This window comes from Micromonospora sp. NPDC048839, from assembly GCF_040649915.1.
Classification (GTDB): Bacteria; Actinomycetota; Actinomycetes; order Mycobacteriales; family Micromonosporaceae; genus Micromonospora.
Window position 1 is genome coordinate 215,852 of record NZ_JBEZGL010000005.1, and the last position, 12,875, is coordinate 228,726.

The following is a 12,875-nucleotide window of genomic DNA, read 5'->3' on the forward strand; positions in this document are numbered from 1 at the left end:
TCGGCGGGGGCGTGGCCCGACCGGCGGGTCGGGCCGCGCCCCTCAGGGGCCGTGCGGCAGTGGCTGCGCCAGCGCCCGCAGCTCCGCCGGGAGTTGGGCCAGGGCATCCTCGAACTCCCGGTGCCCGACCACCCGGTGCATCGTCTGAAGGACGGCGCGGGCGCCCCGCTCGGCGGCGGGCCGGTCGATCCCGGCGCGGTCGGCCACCCGGCGCAGGAACTCGTCGCAGCCGAACGTCTCCGGCGGCTCCGCGGCCTTGACCAGCAGCGGGCTCAACTCGGTGGCGAAATGGGGGGCCAACGCGCCCGCCTCACCGCCGCTGAGGCGCTCGGTGAGGGTCCGTAGAACAGCCTCGGTCAGTGTGCGCGCCTGCTCCGGCGGGATGCCCGCCCGCGCCGCGACCTTGTCGACGAACCCCAGCTCGGCCATGCCCCCGCCCTTCGCTTCGGAAAGCCGTGCCTACCCGGGTCGACCGGCGGCAAACCCCGCCCACCGGCCCGGACGGCGTGCTCGGCACGTCCGCACCGCCCGCCCGGTCGTTCTGATCGTTGCTCCGCGCGGTGCCGTCCGCTTCTCGTACGGTGAGGTCGGACCGGGAACCCGACGGCTGCCCGACGGCGGCCCGTGCCGCAGGAGGAGCAGATGGCGCTGGACCTGCCCGACGTGATCGACAGGTACTTCCGGGCCGTCAACGACCGGGATCTGGATGCCTTCGTCGCCTGCTTCGCGGACACCGCGAGCGTCGCCGACGAGGACCGGCTCTACGACGGACGGGCCTCGATCCGCGCCTGGCGGCAGAAGACGATGGATGCCTACTCGTACTCTGCCGAGCCGGTCGGTGTCACACCGCAGGCGGGCGACTCGTACCTGGTCCGCACCCGGGTGTCCGGCGACTTTCCCGGCAGCCCGATCGAACTGCGCTACCGGTTCACCCTGCGCGACGACCTGGTCGGTGCGCTGGACATCCGCCCGTAGCAGCCGCCCATCCGCCAGCCAGGAGGAGACCACGTGCCGCGAGTCTGGCTCATCACCGGTTGTTCCCGAGGTCTCGGTCGGGCGCTCGCCGAGGCCGTGCTGGCCGACGGCGACCACCTGGTCGCCACCGCCCGCAACCCGGCCCAGCTCGACGCCCTGAGCGACAGGTACGGCGAGCGGGTCCGGACGGTGGCTCTCGACGTCACCGACCCCGCGGCCGCCCACGCTGTCGCCCGCACCACCGTGGACACGTTCGGCAGCCTCGACATCCTGGTCAACAACGCCGGGTACGCCGACGTGGCCGCGATCGAGGACATGCCGGAGGACAACTTCCGGGCCCAGATCGAGGCCAACTTCTACGGGGTGGTCAATCTCTCCCGCGCTGCCCTGCCGGCGATGCGCTCCCAGGGGCGCGGGCACATCCTCCAGATCTCCAGCGTCGGCAGCCGGGTCGCCAGCACCGGCCTGGGCGCGTACCAGGCCGCCAAGTGGGCGGTCAGCGGCTTGTCCGGGGTGCTCGCCAAGGAGGTCGAGGGGTTCGGGATCCGGATCACCAGCGTGGAGCCGGGGGCCTTGCGGACCGACTGGGCCGGCTCGTCGATGAGCATGCTGCCGATCAGTGACCCGTACCGGTCGGTGATCGATCCGGCCGTGCAACGGCTCCGCCAGGCCAGCGGCAACCAGCCGGGCGACCCGGCCCGTGCCGCCCAGGCGATCATCCAGATCACCCGGGTCGACGACCCGCCCCTGCGGCTGCTGCTCGGCGCCGATGCCGTGGCGGGTGCCTCGGCTGCCGCCGAGGCGCTGGCCGCGTCCGACGCGCGGTGGCGCGAGCTGAGCGAGTCCATCGCCTTCGACCCGGCCCCCTGACCGGCGCGGCTCCCCCGACCGTCACCACCATTGGACGGGGGTGCGGCAGGCATGACCGGGCGTCGCCGGATCGACCGCCGAACGGGTGGGACAGCCCGCGCACCAACAGGTGACATGATGTGCCGACAAACAGCTGTCGCTAGGAGAAGGGTTGCTGCTGCCCGATGGCGCACTTCGCGGCTCGCATGATCCCCGCACCCGGGCCTGTCGTGGTGACGCTCGCCGACAACCCGCTGGCGGGCTGATGCCGGCCGAGCGACCGGAGGCCGTGGCCGAGCAGAACGTCCCCGCCCCTCTCGCGGACACCATGTCGTACCAGGTCGCGACGGACGTGCGAACGCTCCGCGCGTTCGTCAGCGTCGGGGCGCTGGCCCGGGGCCTGCCGCCCGAGCGGGTGGAGCTGCTGACGCTCGCGGTCAGCGAGCTGGCCACCAACACGTTGCAGCACACCACCGGGGGTGGCCGGGTCCGGCTCTGGGTCGATTCGGGTCAGCTGTTCTGCGACGTCGTCGACCGGGGGCCGACCCGGGCGCTGGGCCGACGCATGCCGGCCGCCGACGCGATACGGGGTCGAGGGCTGGCGATCGTGGAGCAGATCTGCGACGAGGTCGCCGTGCTCACCAGCCTGGACGAGACGGTCGTACGGATTCGCCTGAGCCTGTGACCGCCGCCGGCGATCCACCCGCCGAGGGTTCCGCCGGCTGCCACAATGCGGACAGCCCGGCCTGATGGTCACACCGGGCCGACACCGATCGGGAGGACGCCACGATGCCGGACAGCGCACGCGAGGCAGAGCTGCTCGACGCCGAGCGGACCCTGCAGGCCGCCCAGCGGGCCGGCGACGTGGCCGCCCTCGACCAACTGCTCGTCGACCAGCTGATCGCCGTCGGCCCGGACGGCGGGACGTACACCAAGCAGGATGACCTGGCCGCCCACCGGGACCGTCGCTCGGTGGTGGAGGAGTTGGTCGAGGAGGAGTTGGACCTGCTCGTCGTCGGCAAGACCGGGGTGACGTTCTTCCTGGGCCGGGTGGCCGGGGTGTACGAGGGGGCGGCGTTCGCGGCGCGCCTGCGCTACACCCGGACCTGGGTCCACGACGACCCGCACGGCTGGCGGGTCCTCGCCGCGCACGTCAGCCCGGTCTGAGCCGTCAGGTCTCGTCGTCGGTGTCGAGCAGGCCCTGCTCGTCGAGGAACGCGAACCACCTGTCGTCGCCGGGGGTCAGCTCGGCGTAACCCGGGCCGAGCAGGTAGTAGTCCACGAAGGAGCCGAGGTCGGGGGCGAGTTCCTCGAACGTGTCGGACATGAACCACTCGGTGCCGTTCGGCGGGAAGTACCAGACGGCGCCCGTGCCGCGGTCCAGGAAGATCGGCTCGTCGCTGCGGGTGCCGACCACCAGCCAGCCCGCCCGGTCCTCCGGGATGGACGAGAAGTCCGGCGCGTAGTCGAGGTGGTACTGGATCCCCGCGAGGGTCGACGCGGACGCCAGCTCGACCCGACCGGCGCGCAGCCCGTCGGCGACCAGCAGCAGGTCCCGCAGGTCGTCCGGCAGACCCGCCGGAACGGCATCGATGGCAGCGCCCTCGCCGAACTCGGCGAACGCCACGCTCGCCGGCTGGTCGGCCAGATCCACCCGCAGTTCTTCGATGAGCTGCCGCAGCTCGTGGATCAATCCACCACCTCTGTTCGGATCAGGTCCCGTCCGATCTGCCCTCAGCTCCGCGAACCCCGGTGCGCGTGTTGGTTCTACCACGCGCCGGCGGGTGCCGGAGTCACCTCGCCGAATCAGCCAGCCTGGCCGCCACCACCAGGTCGTTGAGCGGAGCCGCCCCGGCGGGCTGCGCGGGCAGCCGGGTGTCGTGCTGCGCCTGGTCGAGCCGTGCCGTCAGCTCGGCGAGGTCACGATCCAGGACGGCGCCGGCGACGAGGCCGGCCAGTCCGCCGTGTTCGGCGGTCCGCTTCGCCGCGATCAGGTCGGCCAGGTACGCCGGCGCCGTCTCGGCGTCGAGCAGGCTCGGCAGGTGCGCCACCACCCGACCGGTACGCATCAGGTGGATGCCGGTGAGCAGCGCCCGGAAGGCGTACAGCAGTGGTTTGATCTCACCGCTGGTGCCGAACAACCGTCGCTGGGTGGCGGCGAAGCCACGGTAGTGGTGGGCGTGGTGCCGGGTCAGCACCAGCGGCGCCAGCTCGACCAACGCCGCGTGCACCGTGGTGGTCCGCACCACGAGCGGGCTCAGCAGCTGTTCGAGAACGTAGCCGTTGCGACCCAGCATCAGCCGCACGAACTTGCGCAGGTCGTGCGTGACCAGATCCAGCTCGACGCCGTCGCGGTCGGCCATGACCGTACGCGTCTCGGGCGGCTGCGCCAGCCCGATCACCTCCTCGACCGGAAGCAGGTGCGTGCCCCGCAGGTCGACGTCCGAGTCGGTGGACGGGAAGCCGTACAGGTGGGCGCCGGAGATGGTGGCGAACACCAGCGGGTACGGCTGCTCGTCGACGATCGCCGTCAGGTCGATGCCGGCCGGCAGACCCGCGGACCCCCAGGTGCTCACGCCGGGCACCGCACGGAACGGTCCCGGACCGAAATCAACCACTGTTCCACCTTCGTCTCGTCCGGCCGCTCGGGCAGCGGGCTGGTGGCCAGGTCCGCTGTCATCCGGCGCACCAGCCGGTCACGCCAGGCCACGATCTCGTCCCAGGGCACCACACCGGCCTTGATCGCCAGCAGACGGTCCCGGTCGGTGCCCACGTCCAGCACCAGGCGGCCGGTGCGGACCAGGTCGCCCCCGGCGGTCAGCAGGCGGATCAGGTGCATCACGTGCCGCCACACCGGCGTGCCGTCGCGGGCGATCCCGCGTTCGGCCTTGCCGAACTGGGCGGTGGCGTACCGCAGGTAGGTGTCGGCCACCCGGCGGGACAGGAAGGCCTGCGTGAGCGCCCGCAGCTCCGCGCCCAGTGGGGTGCACGTCTCGACAAGCGGAGAGTGCAGCACCTCCAGGACCGTGGGGTTGGCCGCCAGGCCCAGCGCGCAGACCCGCTCCACCTCCCACCGCATCTGCTCCGGGAGCGGCCCCTCGTGGTGCGAGGCGGGTTTCCGCAGCCCCCAGAACGCCGAGGCGGGCAGCGCGTACACCCCGCGCCGGTCGGTGTCCGAAGCGGCACCGGCCAGACCGAACGCCCGGGACCCCACCACCACCTGCAGGATCGTCCGGTCGTCGACCTGCTGATCCGTCAACGACTGCTGCATTGCCACTCCCCCCGGGCGCTGGTCGGCCGCGCCGACCGGGCGGTGTCCGGTGCACACCATGCCGGTCCGGGGGCACTACCGTCGAGTCGTTTCCTCAGCTCACCACGGCGTCGATCGGCCCGATGCGCAGGGTCCCGTCGTTGAGTGGCGTGCAACGGATGCCACCGGTGGTGCGCAACGCCTTCCACGTCCCGGGGCCGACGGTGACGTCCATCCAGGCGCAGGGCCGGGCCGCCCGGTTGACCCGCAGGCTCACCGGGCCGTCGCCGGAGTCCAGCACCAGCACCCTGCCGATCAGTTCGTCCACGGCGATACCGGTGGTGAGGATGTTGCGCCGGACCTCCGCCAGGCCGATGCCGACCGGCAGTGACTCCCGGGCGATGACCGTGACGCTGGCGTCACGGTGCGCCTGCTGGCCGAAGTACCGGTCGCCGACGATGCCGAGGTGTGCCCGGATCCGGACGACGTCGACCAGCTCACCGGGTGGGGCCGGCGCGGGGCCGTCGGCGGGCCGGCCCAGGAAGCGGTGCACGGGCGAGGCCAGCAACTCGACGATCTCCGGCATGGCAGGGATTCTACGAACCGGGGAAGACTCTGCGGGCCAGGTCGGCAGAGCCCGCCGCCGGCTCACACGGCCAGGGCCGCCCGGACCTCCTGCTCCGCCGTGACACCCCCGTCGCCGTGCGAGGTGACCCGGCCGGACTCCAGCACGTGGTAGCGGTTCGCCACCCGCAACGCGAAGCCCAGGTGCTGCTCGACGAGCAGCACGCTGAACCCGGACTGCCGGGTCAGCTCGACGATCCGCTCCTGGATCTCGGCGACCACCGACGGCTGGATGCCCTCGGTCGGCTCGTCGAGCATCAGCAACCTCGGCCGGGTGATCAACGCCCGGGCGATGGCCAGTTGCTGCCGCTGACCGCCGGAGAGCAACCCGGCCCGCCGCCGCAGCAACGGCCGCAACGCCGGAAACAGGTCCAGCACCTCCGCGGTGGCCACCGCACCGTCGCGCCGCCCGTCGGCGACGAGCCGAAGGTTCTCCGCGGCGGTCAGGTGCGGGAAGCTCTGCTGGCCCTGCGGGACGTACGCCATGCCCCGCGCCACCCGCTCGTGCGGCCCGAGGCGGGTGACGTCCTCGCCGTCCAGCTCGACGGTGCCGGCACTCGGGCGCAGCAGTCCGGCCGCGACCCGCAACAGGGTGCTCTTGCCGGCGCCGTTGTGCCCGAGCACGGCGGCCACCCCGTCGGGCGGGACGGCGAGGTCCACCCCGTGCAGCACCCGAGAGCGCCCGTACCCGGCGTGCACCCCGCGCAGCGTCAGCATCATGCCTCCCGGATCGTGGGGGCCGACCCGGCGTCGACCGGGTGGCCAAGGTAGACCTCCTGTACGCGCGGGTCCGCCTGGACCTGCGCCACCGTGCCCTCGCTGAGCACCCGACCGGCGTGCAACACCGTGACGGTGCGCGCGAACCGGCGCAGGAAGTCCATGTCGTGCTCGATCACCACCACCGTGCGGTCCCGGCTCACCGTCTCCAGCAGGGCGCCGGTGGCGTCGCGTTCCTCGTGGCTCATCCCGGCGACCGGCTCGTCGAGCAGCAGCAGCCGGACGTCCTGCACCAGCAGCATGCCGATCTCCAGCCACTGCTTCTGGCCGTGCGCGAGCGTCCCGGCGAGGTGCCCGGCCCGCCCGGTCAGCCCGATGGTCTCCAGCGCCGCGGCCACCTCGTCGGGAATGGTGCGCCGACGACGGGCCAGGGTCGCCCAACTGCGACGGGCCCCTGCCGCGATGTCGAGGTTCTGCAACACCGACAGCTCCTCGAAGACCGTCGACGTCTGGAACGTGCGCCCGATGCCCAACCGGCTGATCCGGTGCACCGGCCGGCCCAGCAGCTCGTGCTCGCCGAAGCGGACCGAACCGGTGGCCCGGACCAGGCCGGTGATCGCGTCGACCAGGGTGGTCTTGCCGGCGCCGTTCGGCCCGATCAGGAACCGGATGTCACCGGCGGGCACCTCCAACGAGACACCGTCGACGGCGGTGAACCCGTCGAAGCTGACCCGCACGTCACGGACGGACAACCCGTCCAGCCGCTCCTCGCTCATGCCGCCGGCACCTCCGCCCGCTCGGCGCGTCGCCGGCTCGTCGGTAACCACCCACGTCGCCGCGCTGCCACGCCGCCGCCCTCCCGGCGGCGGGCCAGCGCCCACAGCGACGCCAGGCCACCGGGAAGGAACGCCACCACCACCACGAAGAGCAACCCCTGCAGGTACGTCCAGGTGCCGGGAAAACGCTCCGACAGGGCGGTACGCGCCCAGGCCACGGCCACCGCGCCGAGCACCGGGCCGAGCAGGGTGGCCCGGCCGCCCACGGCGACCCCGATGACGAACTCGATCGACGGGACGATGCCGATCAGCGCGGGCGAGATGATGCCCACCGCCGGCACGAACAGCGCCCCGGCCAGCCCCGCCATCCCGGCCGCCACGACGTACGCGACAAGCTTGACCGACGCCGGGTCGTAGCCGAGGAACCGGACCCGCTCCTCACCGTCGCGGACCGCCACCAGCAGCTCCCCGTAGCGGCTCTGGATGAGTTGGCGGGCCAGCGCGAGCAACGCCAGCAGCGTGCCGGCGATGATGAAGTAGACCATCCGCTGATTGACCGGGTCGTCGAGGTTGTAGCCGAAGAAGCCCTTGATGTCGGTCAGCCCGTTGGTGCCACCCGTGGTGCCCTGCTGCCCGATCAGCAGGATCACCATGGCGGCCGCGAGCGCCTGGCTGAGGATGGCGAAGTACGCGCCCCGGACGCGGCGGCGGAAGACGAGCGAGCCGAGCCCGAAGGCCACGGCCATCGGCAGCAGCACCGTCGCGGGCAGCGCGAACCACGGGCTGGCGAACGGCCGCCACCACAGCGGCAGTTCGTCGAGCTGCCCGTACAGTTGCATGAAGTCGGGCATCCCACCGGGACCCGCGTCGGCGAGCTTGAGGTGCATGGCCATCGCGTAGCCGCCGAGGCCGAAGAAGACGCCCTGGCCGAGGGTCAGCATCCCGCCCCGGCCCCAGGCGATCCCGATGCCCACGGCCACCATGGCGACGCAGAGATACTTCGCGAGCAGGGCCAGCCGGAAGTCCGACAGCGCCAGCGGCGCCACGGCGAACAGCAGTGCCGCGCCGAACGCGAAGCCGGCGGCGGTCCGCAGCCGCGAGCGACCACCGGTCCGGGCCGGAGGTGCGGGGCGGGTGGCCTCCGGACCGGTGTCGGTGCTGGGTGGCGCGGGGGTGACGGCGGTCATGCGAGGCTCCTGGTCCGCAGGGTGAACAGGCCCTGTGGCCGCCACTGAAGGAACGCGACGATCGCCACGAACACGATCACCTTGGCGACGCTGAGGGTGGTGAGGTACTCCCCGGTGGCCTGGAGCACGCCGAGGGCGAAGGCGACGATCACACTGCCCTTGAGCTGGCCGATGCCGCCGACCACGACGACCAGGAAGGCGTCGATGATCAGGTTGGTGCCCATGGTCGGGCCGATCGGGCCGAGCAGGGTCAGCGCCACCCCGGCCAGCCCGGCCAGGCCGGAGCCGACGAAGAAGGTCGTCCGGTCCACCCGGGCGGTCGGGATGCCGGACACCGCGGCGAGGTCGCGGTTCTGCACCACGGCGCGAATGCGGCGCCCCAGCGGGGTGAGCCGCAACGCCAGGGTGAGCGCCGCGACGGCGGCCAACGCCAGGGCCAGGATGAACAGCCGGTTGTTGGCGATGGTCAGCCCTCCGGGCAGCGCCACGTTGCCGGTGAGCAGTTCGGGGGCGCGGGTCTGCACGTTCGGGCTGCCGAACACGTCGCGCGCCAACTGTTGCAGCATCAGCGACACACCCCAGGTGACCAGCAGGGTGTCCAACGGTCGGGCGTAGAGCCGGCGGATGAGCAGCATCTCCAGCAGGACGCCCATCGTGCCGGCGACCACGAACGCCACCGGCAGCGCGACCACCAGTGACAGGCCGGCCCCGGTGATGCTCTGTTGCAGGACGTAGGTGGTGTACGCGCCGGCCATGATGAACTCACCGTGCGCCATGTTGATCACGTTCATCTGGCCGAAGGTCAGCGCGAGGCCGAGAGCGATGAGCAGCAGCACCGCGCCGATGCTGATGCCGGTGAAGAGTTGTCCGAAGAGGACTGTCACGGTGGGTACTCCGTACTGCTGGTCGGGGTGCCCGGGCGGACCGCGCGGCAACGCGCTCCGCCCGGGCCGGCATCGTCAGCTCAGGCCACTCGCCCAGGGGTAGGTCTTGAGGAACGGGTCCGGCTGCACCGGCTTGCCGGAGTTCCACACCTCGCTGATCAGGCCATCCGCGCCGATCTTGCCGATCCGGGCGGTCTTGGCGATGTGCTGGGTCGGGCCGTCGACGGTGACCATGCCCTCCGGCGCGTCGAGGGTGATCCCCCCGGAGGCGGCGCGGACCTTCTCCACGTCGAAGGCGCCGGCCTTCTCGACCATCGCCTTCCACAGGTGCACCGCCACGTACGCGGCCTCCATCGGGTCGCTTGTCGGCTTGTCCGCCCCGTACTTCGCCTTGTACGCGGCCACGAACTTCGAGTTCGCCGCCCCGGGCGTGGTCTGGTAGTAGTTCCAGGCGGTGAGCTGGCCCTCCAGGTACTGGGTGCCGATCCCCTTGACCTCCTCCTCGGCGATCGACACCGACACCACAGGCATCGCGGCGGCGGTCAGCCCAGCCGACTTGTACTCCTTGAAGAAGGCCACATTGCTGTCACCGTTGAGGGTGTTGAACACGGCGTCGGCTCCGGCCGACTTGACCTTGTTGACGATCGTGCCGAACTCGGTGGACCCGAGCGGCGCGTAGTCCTCGCCGGACACCGTCATCCCGTTGGCGGCCGCGTACGCCTTGATGATTTTGTTGGCGGTGCGGGGAAAGACGTAGTCGCTGCCGACCAGATAGACCGATTTCGCGCCCTGCGCCTTGAGGTAGTCGAGCCCGGGAACGATCTGCTGGTTCGTCGTCGCACCGGTGTAGAAGATGTAGGGCGACTGTTCCAGACCCTCGTACTGCACGGGATAGAACAGCAGCGCCTTGTTCTTCTCGAACACCGGCTTGACCGCCTTGCGGCTGGCCGACGTCCAGCAGCCGAAGACGGCCGCGACCCGGTCCTCGGAAATGAGCTTCTCCGCCTTCTCGGCGAAGGTGGGCCAGTCCGAGGCGCCGTCCTCGCCGACCGGTTGGATCTTCTTGCCGAGGACGCCCCCGGCCGCGTTGATCTCGTCGACGGCGAGCATGATGGAGTCGCGGACGGTGACCTCGCTGATCGCCATGGTCCCGGAGAGCGAGTTGAGCAGACCGACCTTGACGGTGTCGCCGGAGACGTCGGCGGTGACGCCGGTCGCGCCGCCCTCGTCGGAGGTCTTGCTGCCGCACGCGGTCAACGCGGCCGCGGCGACCAGGGTCATGGCACCCGCCAGGATGCGGCGGCCCCGGAATAATGACATCTACTCTCCCTGCGGTGCGCTCAAGTGGCGTAAGGACGGTCGGTGCGGTCCGATGGAGCTGAGGTGGGCGATGCCGAGGTCGACGGGTGGACGCCGCTTCGGGCACCGGCTCGGTTATGGGCACCGAAAGCGTCGACCGGCATGATTGCGCGTGTGTTTCCCGGTCCTTAATTGACTGTTTCCGAGCGGCCGGACGGCACACGCAAAAAACGGCCGACACCGTTGGGGAGGAAACGGTGCCGGCCGTTCGGAAAGATGCGGAATAGGTGCCACCACAATGGTCGACGGGCAATTCTGTCGACGGTGGGGACACGGCGGTGAGATCCGGCCCGCAGGCCAGATACTTCACGCAGGAAGTATTTTAGGGCGGGATCGGGTGGCGCTGTCAAGGGTCCGACCGGGCCGGCCGGCAACGCCCGGTCTCAGAGCTGGGCGAGCACGGTGAAGTCGAGCCCGTCGGCCTCGGCCAGGTAGATGCGCTGACGCACGTGCCGTTGGCGCAGCCTCAACCGCCCACGCGGCCCGTGGTAGGCCACCGTGTCGGCGGCCGTCTCGATGGCCCGCACGTCCAGGGTGCGGGCCTGGCCGATCAGCGCGGCCAGCAGCATCACGCCCTCGTAGCAGGACTCCCCCAGGCTGCCCAGCGGCGGCGCCTCCACCCCGAACCGTCGGGCGAACTCACCGTGGAAGTCGAGGTTCTCCTGGGTCACCAGCCCGGCGAAGAAACCCGCCGTGCTGTACAGCCGTCGCGTCGCGCCGGCACCACTGGCCAGCAGCATGTTCTCGTCCATCAGCGTGCTCAGCCGCAGACAGCGCTGATCCAGGCCGGACCGGGCGAACGCCCGGTTGAAGCGCACCGCGTCCGCACCGACAAGCAGCATCAACACCGCGTCCGCGTCACTGTGCTCGATGCGGCGCAACACCTCGGTGAAGTCGTGGGCGTCCAACGGCAGGAAGTGCCGGCCCACCACCTGCCCACCGCCGCGCAGCGCGTACCGCTGGGCCGCCCGCGCCGTGCGGCGCGGCCACACGTAGTCGTTTCCGACCACGAACCAGCGACGCACCCCCTGCTCTCCCGCGAGCAGCCGCATCGCGGGCCACAGTTGGGCATCCGGCGTCTCGCTGGTCAGGAAGACACCTTCGGTACGCTCACCGCCCTCGTAGAGTGCGGTGTAGACGTAGGGCACCCGGTGCGCCACGCGGGGCGCCAACGCCTGGCGCACCGACGAGATGTGCCACCCCGTCACCCCCTGCACAGCCCCCACCGACACCAACGCCTCGACCTCGGCGGCCACCTCGGCCGGCGGTGCGCCACCGTCGACCGGCACCAGCCGCACCTCCCGACCCAGCACCCCGCCGCAGCTATTGATCTCCTCGACCGCGAGTTGCGCGCAGAGCTCGCAGGTGGGGCCGAACATGCCGGCCGGCCCGCGCATCGGGTAGACCAGCGCGATGCTGACCACGGCACGGTCGACGGTCAGCCACGGCGGTGCCGGCGCGGACATGAGCACATGATTGCCCGGCCCTGGGCGGAAGACCAGCGCTCACCACGGACCGGGACGACTCGCTACGATGACAGGGCCACCGGACCAGGGAGTTTCATGTCAGACGTGCCCGGGGCGCCAGCCGACCTGCTGCGCTCGCTCACCCGCGCCGAACGGCTGCTGTCCCGCCGGCTGGGCGCTGTCCTGGCCGACGACGCGCTGACCATCGAGGCGTGGCGGGTGCTCTGCCTGCTCGCCGACGGCCAGGGTCACCCGATGAGCGAGGTGTCCGCCGAGGCGTCACTGCCGCCGGGCACCCTCACCAAGCTCGTCGACCAGCTCGTCGACCGCAACCTCGTCTTCCGCCGGATCGATCCGCTGGACCGCCGACGGATCCGCGCCTACCTGACGGCTCGGGGCCGACGCGAGCACGACCGCCTCGACCAGCGCGTCCGCGCCAGCCTCGCCGAGCTGGGCATCGTCGGGACGGGCAACGTCGGGACGGGCAACGCGAAGCCTGGCGGCGCGGGGCTGGACACCACGGAGAGCAGCAACCCGGATCTGCCACCGACCGCCGACCTGGTGGGTCAGCTCGACGACCTGATCGGCCGCCTCGATCCCGCCCGCCGCGACGACCCCGCCAGCCGCCAGGACCCCGCGCGTCACCTCGATCCCGCCGGCAGCCAGGACCCCGCGCGTCACCTCGACCCCGCCCGCAGCCAGGACCCCGCCCGCCGCGATTCTCGCGTCGATGCCGGCGCCGCCGGTGGCCTCCACCGCTAGCGGCCCTACGGGCAAGGCGTTTGCTG

General features: G+C 71.6%; 16 protein-coding genes. 5 read left to right on the forward strand and 11 right to left on the reverse strand.

The features are described from left to right. Positions 1-42: 42 nt before the first annotated feature. A complete protein-coding gene (locus tag AB0C25_RS12220) occupies positions 43-429 on the reverse strand; it encodes a DUF2267 domain-containing protein (protein WP_357372368.1) in 387 nt (128 codons plus the stop codon). A gap of 213 nt (positions 430-642) precedes the next feature. Between AB0C25_RS12220 and AB0C25_RS12225 the strand changes: the two genes are divergently transcribed. From AB0C25_RS12225 to AB0C25_RS12240, 4 genes are all read left to right on the forward strand, one after another. Further along, positions 643-975, forward strand: coding sequence for a nuclear transport factor 2 family protein (locus AB0C25_RS12225; protein WP_357372369.1), 333 nt, complete (start codon positions 643-645; stop codon positions 973-975). Positions 976-1,008: 33 nt separating this feature from the next. Continuing rightward, positions 1,009-1,845: an oxidoreductase gene (locus AB0C25_RS12230; protein ID WP_357372371.1), complete on the forward strand. Its 837-nt coding sequence runs from the start codon at positions 1,009-1,011 to the stop codon at positions 1,843-1,845. A 244-nt stretch (positions 1,846-2,089) separates the two neighbouring features. After that, entirely contained in the window at positions 2,090-2,509 is a 420-nt protein-coding gene (locus tag AB0C25_RS12235) for an ATP-binding protein (RefSeq protein WP_357372373.1), read from the forward strand. Positions 2,510-2,613: 104 nt separating this feature from the next. Then, positions 2,614-2,991: a nuclear transport factor 2 family protein gene (locus AB0C25_RS12240; RefSeq protein WP_357372375.1), complete on the forward strand. Its 378-nt coding sequence runs from the start codon at positions 2,614-2,616 to the stop codon at positions 2,989-2,991. A 4-nt stretch (positions 2,992-2,995) separates the two neighbouring features. On the opposite strand, the gene AB0C25_RS12245 is transcribed toward AB0C25_RS12240, so the two are convergent. The 10 genes from AB0C25_RS12245 to AB0C25_RS12290 form a co-directional block, all read right to left on the reverse strand. Further along, the gene (locus AB0C25_RS12245) at positions 2,996-3,517 is read right to left on the reverse strand and encodes an SUKH-4 family immunity protein (protein WP_357253264.1); all 522 of its coding nucleotides are present in this window, start codon (positions 3,515-3,517) and stop codon (positions 2,996-2,998) included. A gap of 100 nt (positions 3,518-3,617) precedes the next feature. Further along, positions 3,618-4,376 carry a nucleotidyltransferase domain-containing protein gene (locus tag AB0C25_RS12250; RefSeq protein ID WP_357372737.1) on the reverse strand — a complete coding sequence of 253 codons (759 nt, stop codon included), beginning with the start codon at positions 4,374-4,376 and terminating at the stop codon, positions 3,618-3,620. A 20-nt stretch (positions 4,377-4,396) separates the two neighbouring features. Further along, the gene (locus tag AB0C25_RS12255) at positions 4,397-5,095 is read right to left on the reverse strand and encodes a nucleotidyltransferase domain-containing protein (protein ID WP_357372377.1); all 699 of its coding nucleotides are present in this window, start codon (positions 5,093-5,095) and stop codon (positions 4,397-4,399) included. Positions 5,096-5,189: 94 nt separating this feature from the next. Then, positions 5,190-5,660 (reverse strand): molybdenum cofactor biosysynthesis protein, encoded by a 471-nt coding sequence (locus AB0C25_RS12260; protein ID WP_357372379.1) that lies wholly within the window; start codon positions 5,658-5,660, stop codon positions 5,190-5,192. Between the two features lie 62 nt (positions 5,661-5,722). After that, entirely contained in the window at positions 5,723-6,418 is a 696-nt protein-coding gene (gene urtE, locus AB0C25_RS12265; RefSeq protein ID WP_357372381.1) for an urea ABC transporter ATP-binding subunit UrtE, read from the reverse strand. Then, a complete protein-coding gene (gene urtD, locus AB0C25_RS12270) occupies positions 6,415-7,191 on the reverse strand; it encodes an urea ABC transporter ATP-binding protein UrtD (protein ID WP_357372383.1) in 777 nt (258 codons plus the stop codon). The genes urtE and urtD overlap by 4 nt, the downstream gene beginning before the upstream one ends. Then, entirely contained in the window at positions 7,188-8,378 is a 1,191-nt protein-coding gene (gene urtC, locus AB0C25_RS12275; RefSeq protein ID WP_357372385.1) for an urea ABC transporter permease subunit UrtC, read from the reverse strand. Before urtC ends, urtD begins: the two co-directional genes overlap by 4 nt. Continuing rightward, positions 8,375-9,262 carry an urea ABC transporter permease subunit UrtB gene (urtB, locus tag AB0C25_RS12280; protein ID WP_357253273.1) on the reverse strand — a complete coding sequence of 296 codons (888 nt, stop codon included), beginning with the start codon at positions 9,260-9,262 and terminating at the stop codon, positions 8,375-8,377. Before urtB ends, urtC begins: the two co-directional genes overlap by 4 nt. Positions 9,263-9,337: 75 nt before the next feature. Further along, positions 9,338-10,582 (reverse strand): urea ABC transporter substrate-binding protein, encoded by a 1,245-nt coding sequence (gene urtA / locus AB0C25_RS12285; RefSeq protein ID WP_357372387.1) that lies wholly within the window; start codon positions 10,580-10,582, stop codon positions 9,338-9,340. 422 nt (positions 10,583-11,004) lie between these two features. Beyond that, on the reverse strand, positions 11,005-12,087 hold the full coding sequence (locus AB0C25_RS12290) for a substrate-binding domain-containing protein (protein ID WP_357372389.1): 1,083 nt from the start codon (positions 12,085-12,087) through the stop codon (positions 11,005-11,007). 96 nt (positions 12,088-12,183) lie between these two features. On the opposite strand from AB0C25_RS12290, the gene AB0C25_RS12295 reads away from it, so the two are divergent. Then, on the forward strand, positions 12,184-12,849 hold the full coding sequence (locus AB0C25_RS12295) for a MarR family winged helix-turn-helix transcriptional regulator (RefSeq protein ID WP_357372391.1): 666 nt from the start codon (positions 12,184-12,186) through the stop codon (positions 12,847-12,849). Positions 12,850-12,875 lie beyond the last annotated feature (26 nt).

Coding starts and splice junctions, on each gene's coding strand:
- AB0C25_RS12225 (WP_357372369.1), top strand. CDS start 643: ATGGCGCTGGACCTGCCCGACGTGATCGACAGGTACTTCCGGGCCGTC.
- urtA (WP_357372387.1), bottom strand. CDS start 10,582: ATGTCATTATTCCGGGGCCGCCGCATCCTGGCGGGTGCCATGACCCTG.
- AB0C25_RS12235 (WP_357372373.1), top strand. CDS start 2,090: ATGCCGGCCGAGCGACCGGAGGCCGTGGCCGAGCAGAACGTCCCCGCC.
- AB0C25_RS12290 (WP_357372389.1), bottom strand. CDS start 12,087: ATGTCCGCGCCGGCACCGCCGTGGCTGACCGTCGACCGTGCCGTGGTC.
- urtD (WP_357372383.1), bottom strand. CDS start 7,191: ATGAGCGAGGAGCGGCTGGACGGGTTGTCCGTCCGTGACGTGCGGGTC.
- urtE (WP_357372381.1), bottom strand. CDS start 6,418: ATGATGCTGACGCTGCGCGGGGTGCACGCCGGGTACGGGCGCTCTCGG.
- urtC (WP_357372385.1), bottom strand. CDS start 8,378: ATGACCGCCGTCACCCCCGCGCCACCCAGCACCGACACCGGTCCGGAG.
- AB0C25_RS12220 (WP_357372368.1), bottom strand. CDS start 429: ATGGCCGAGCTGGGGTTCGTCGACAAGGTCGCGGCGCGGGCGGGCATC.
- AB0C25_RS12295 (WP_357372391.1), top strand. CDS start 12,184: ATGTCAGACGTGCCCGGGGCGCCAGCCGACCTGCTGCGCTCGCTCACC.
- AB0C25_RS12255 (WP_357372377.1), bottom strand. CDS start 5,095: ATGCAGCAGTCGTTGACGGATCAGCAGGTCGACGACCGGACGATCCTG.
- AB0C25_RS12240 (WP_357372375.1), top strand. CDS start 2,614: ATGCCGGACAGCGCACGCGAGGCAGAGCTGCTCGACGCCGAGCGGACC.
- AB0C25_RS12260 (WP_357372379.1), bottom strand. CDS start 5,660: ATGCCGGAGATCGTCGAGTTGCTGGCCTCGCCCGTGCACCGCTTCCTG.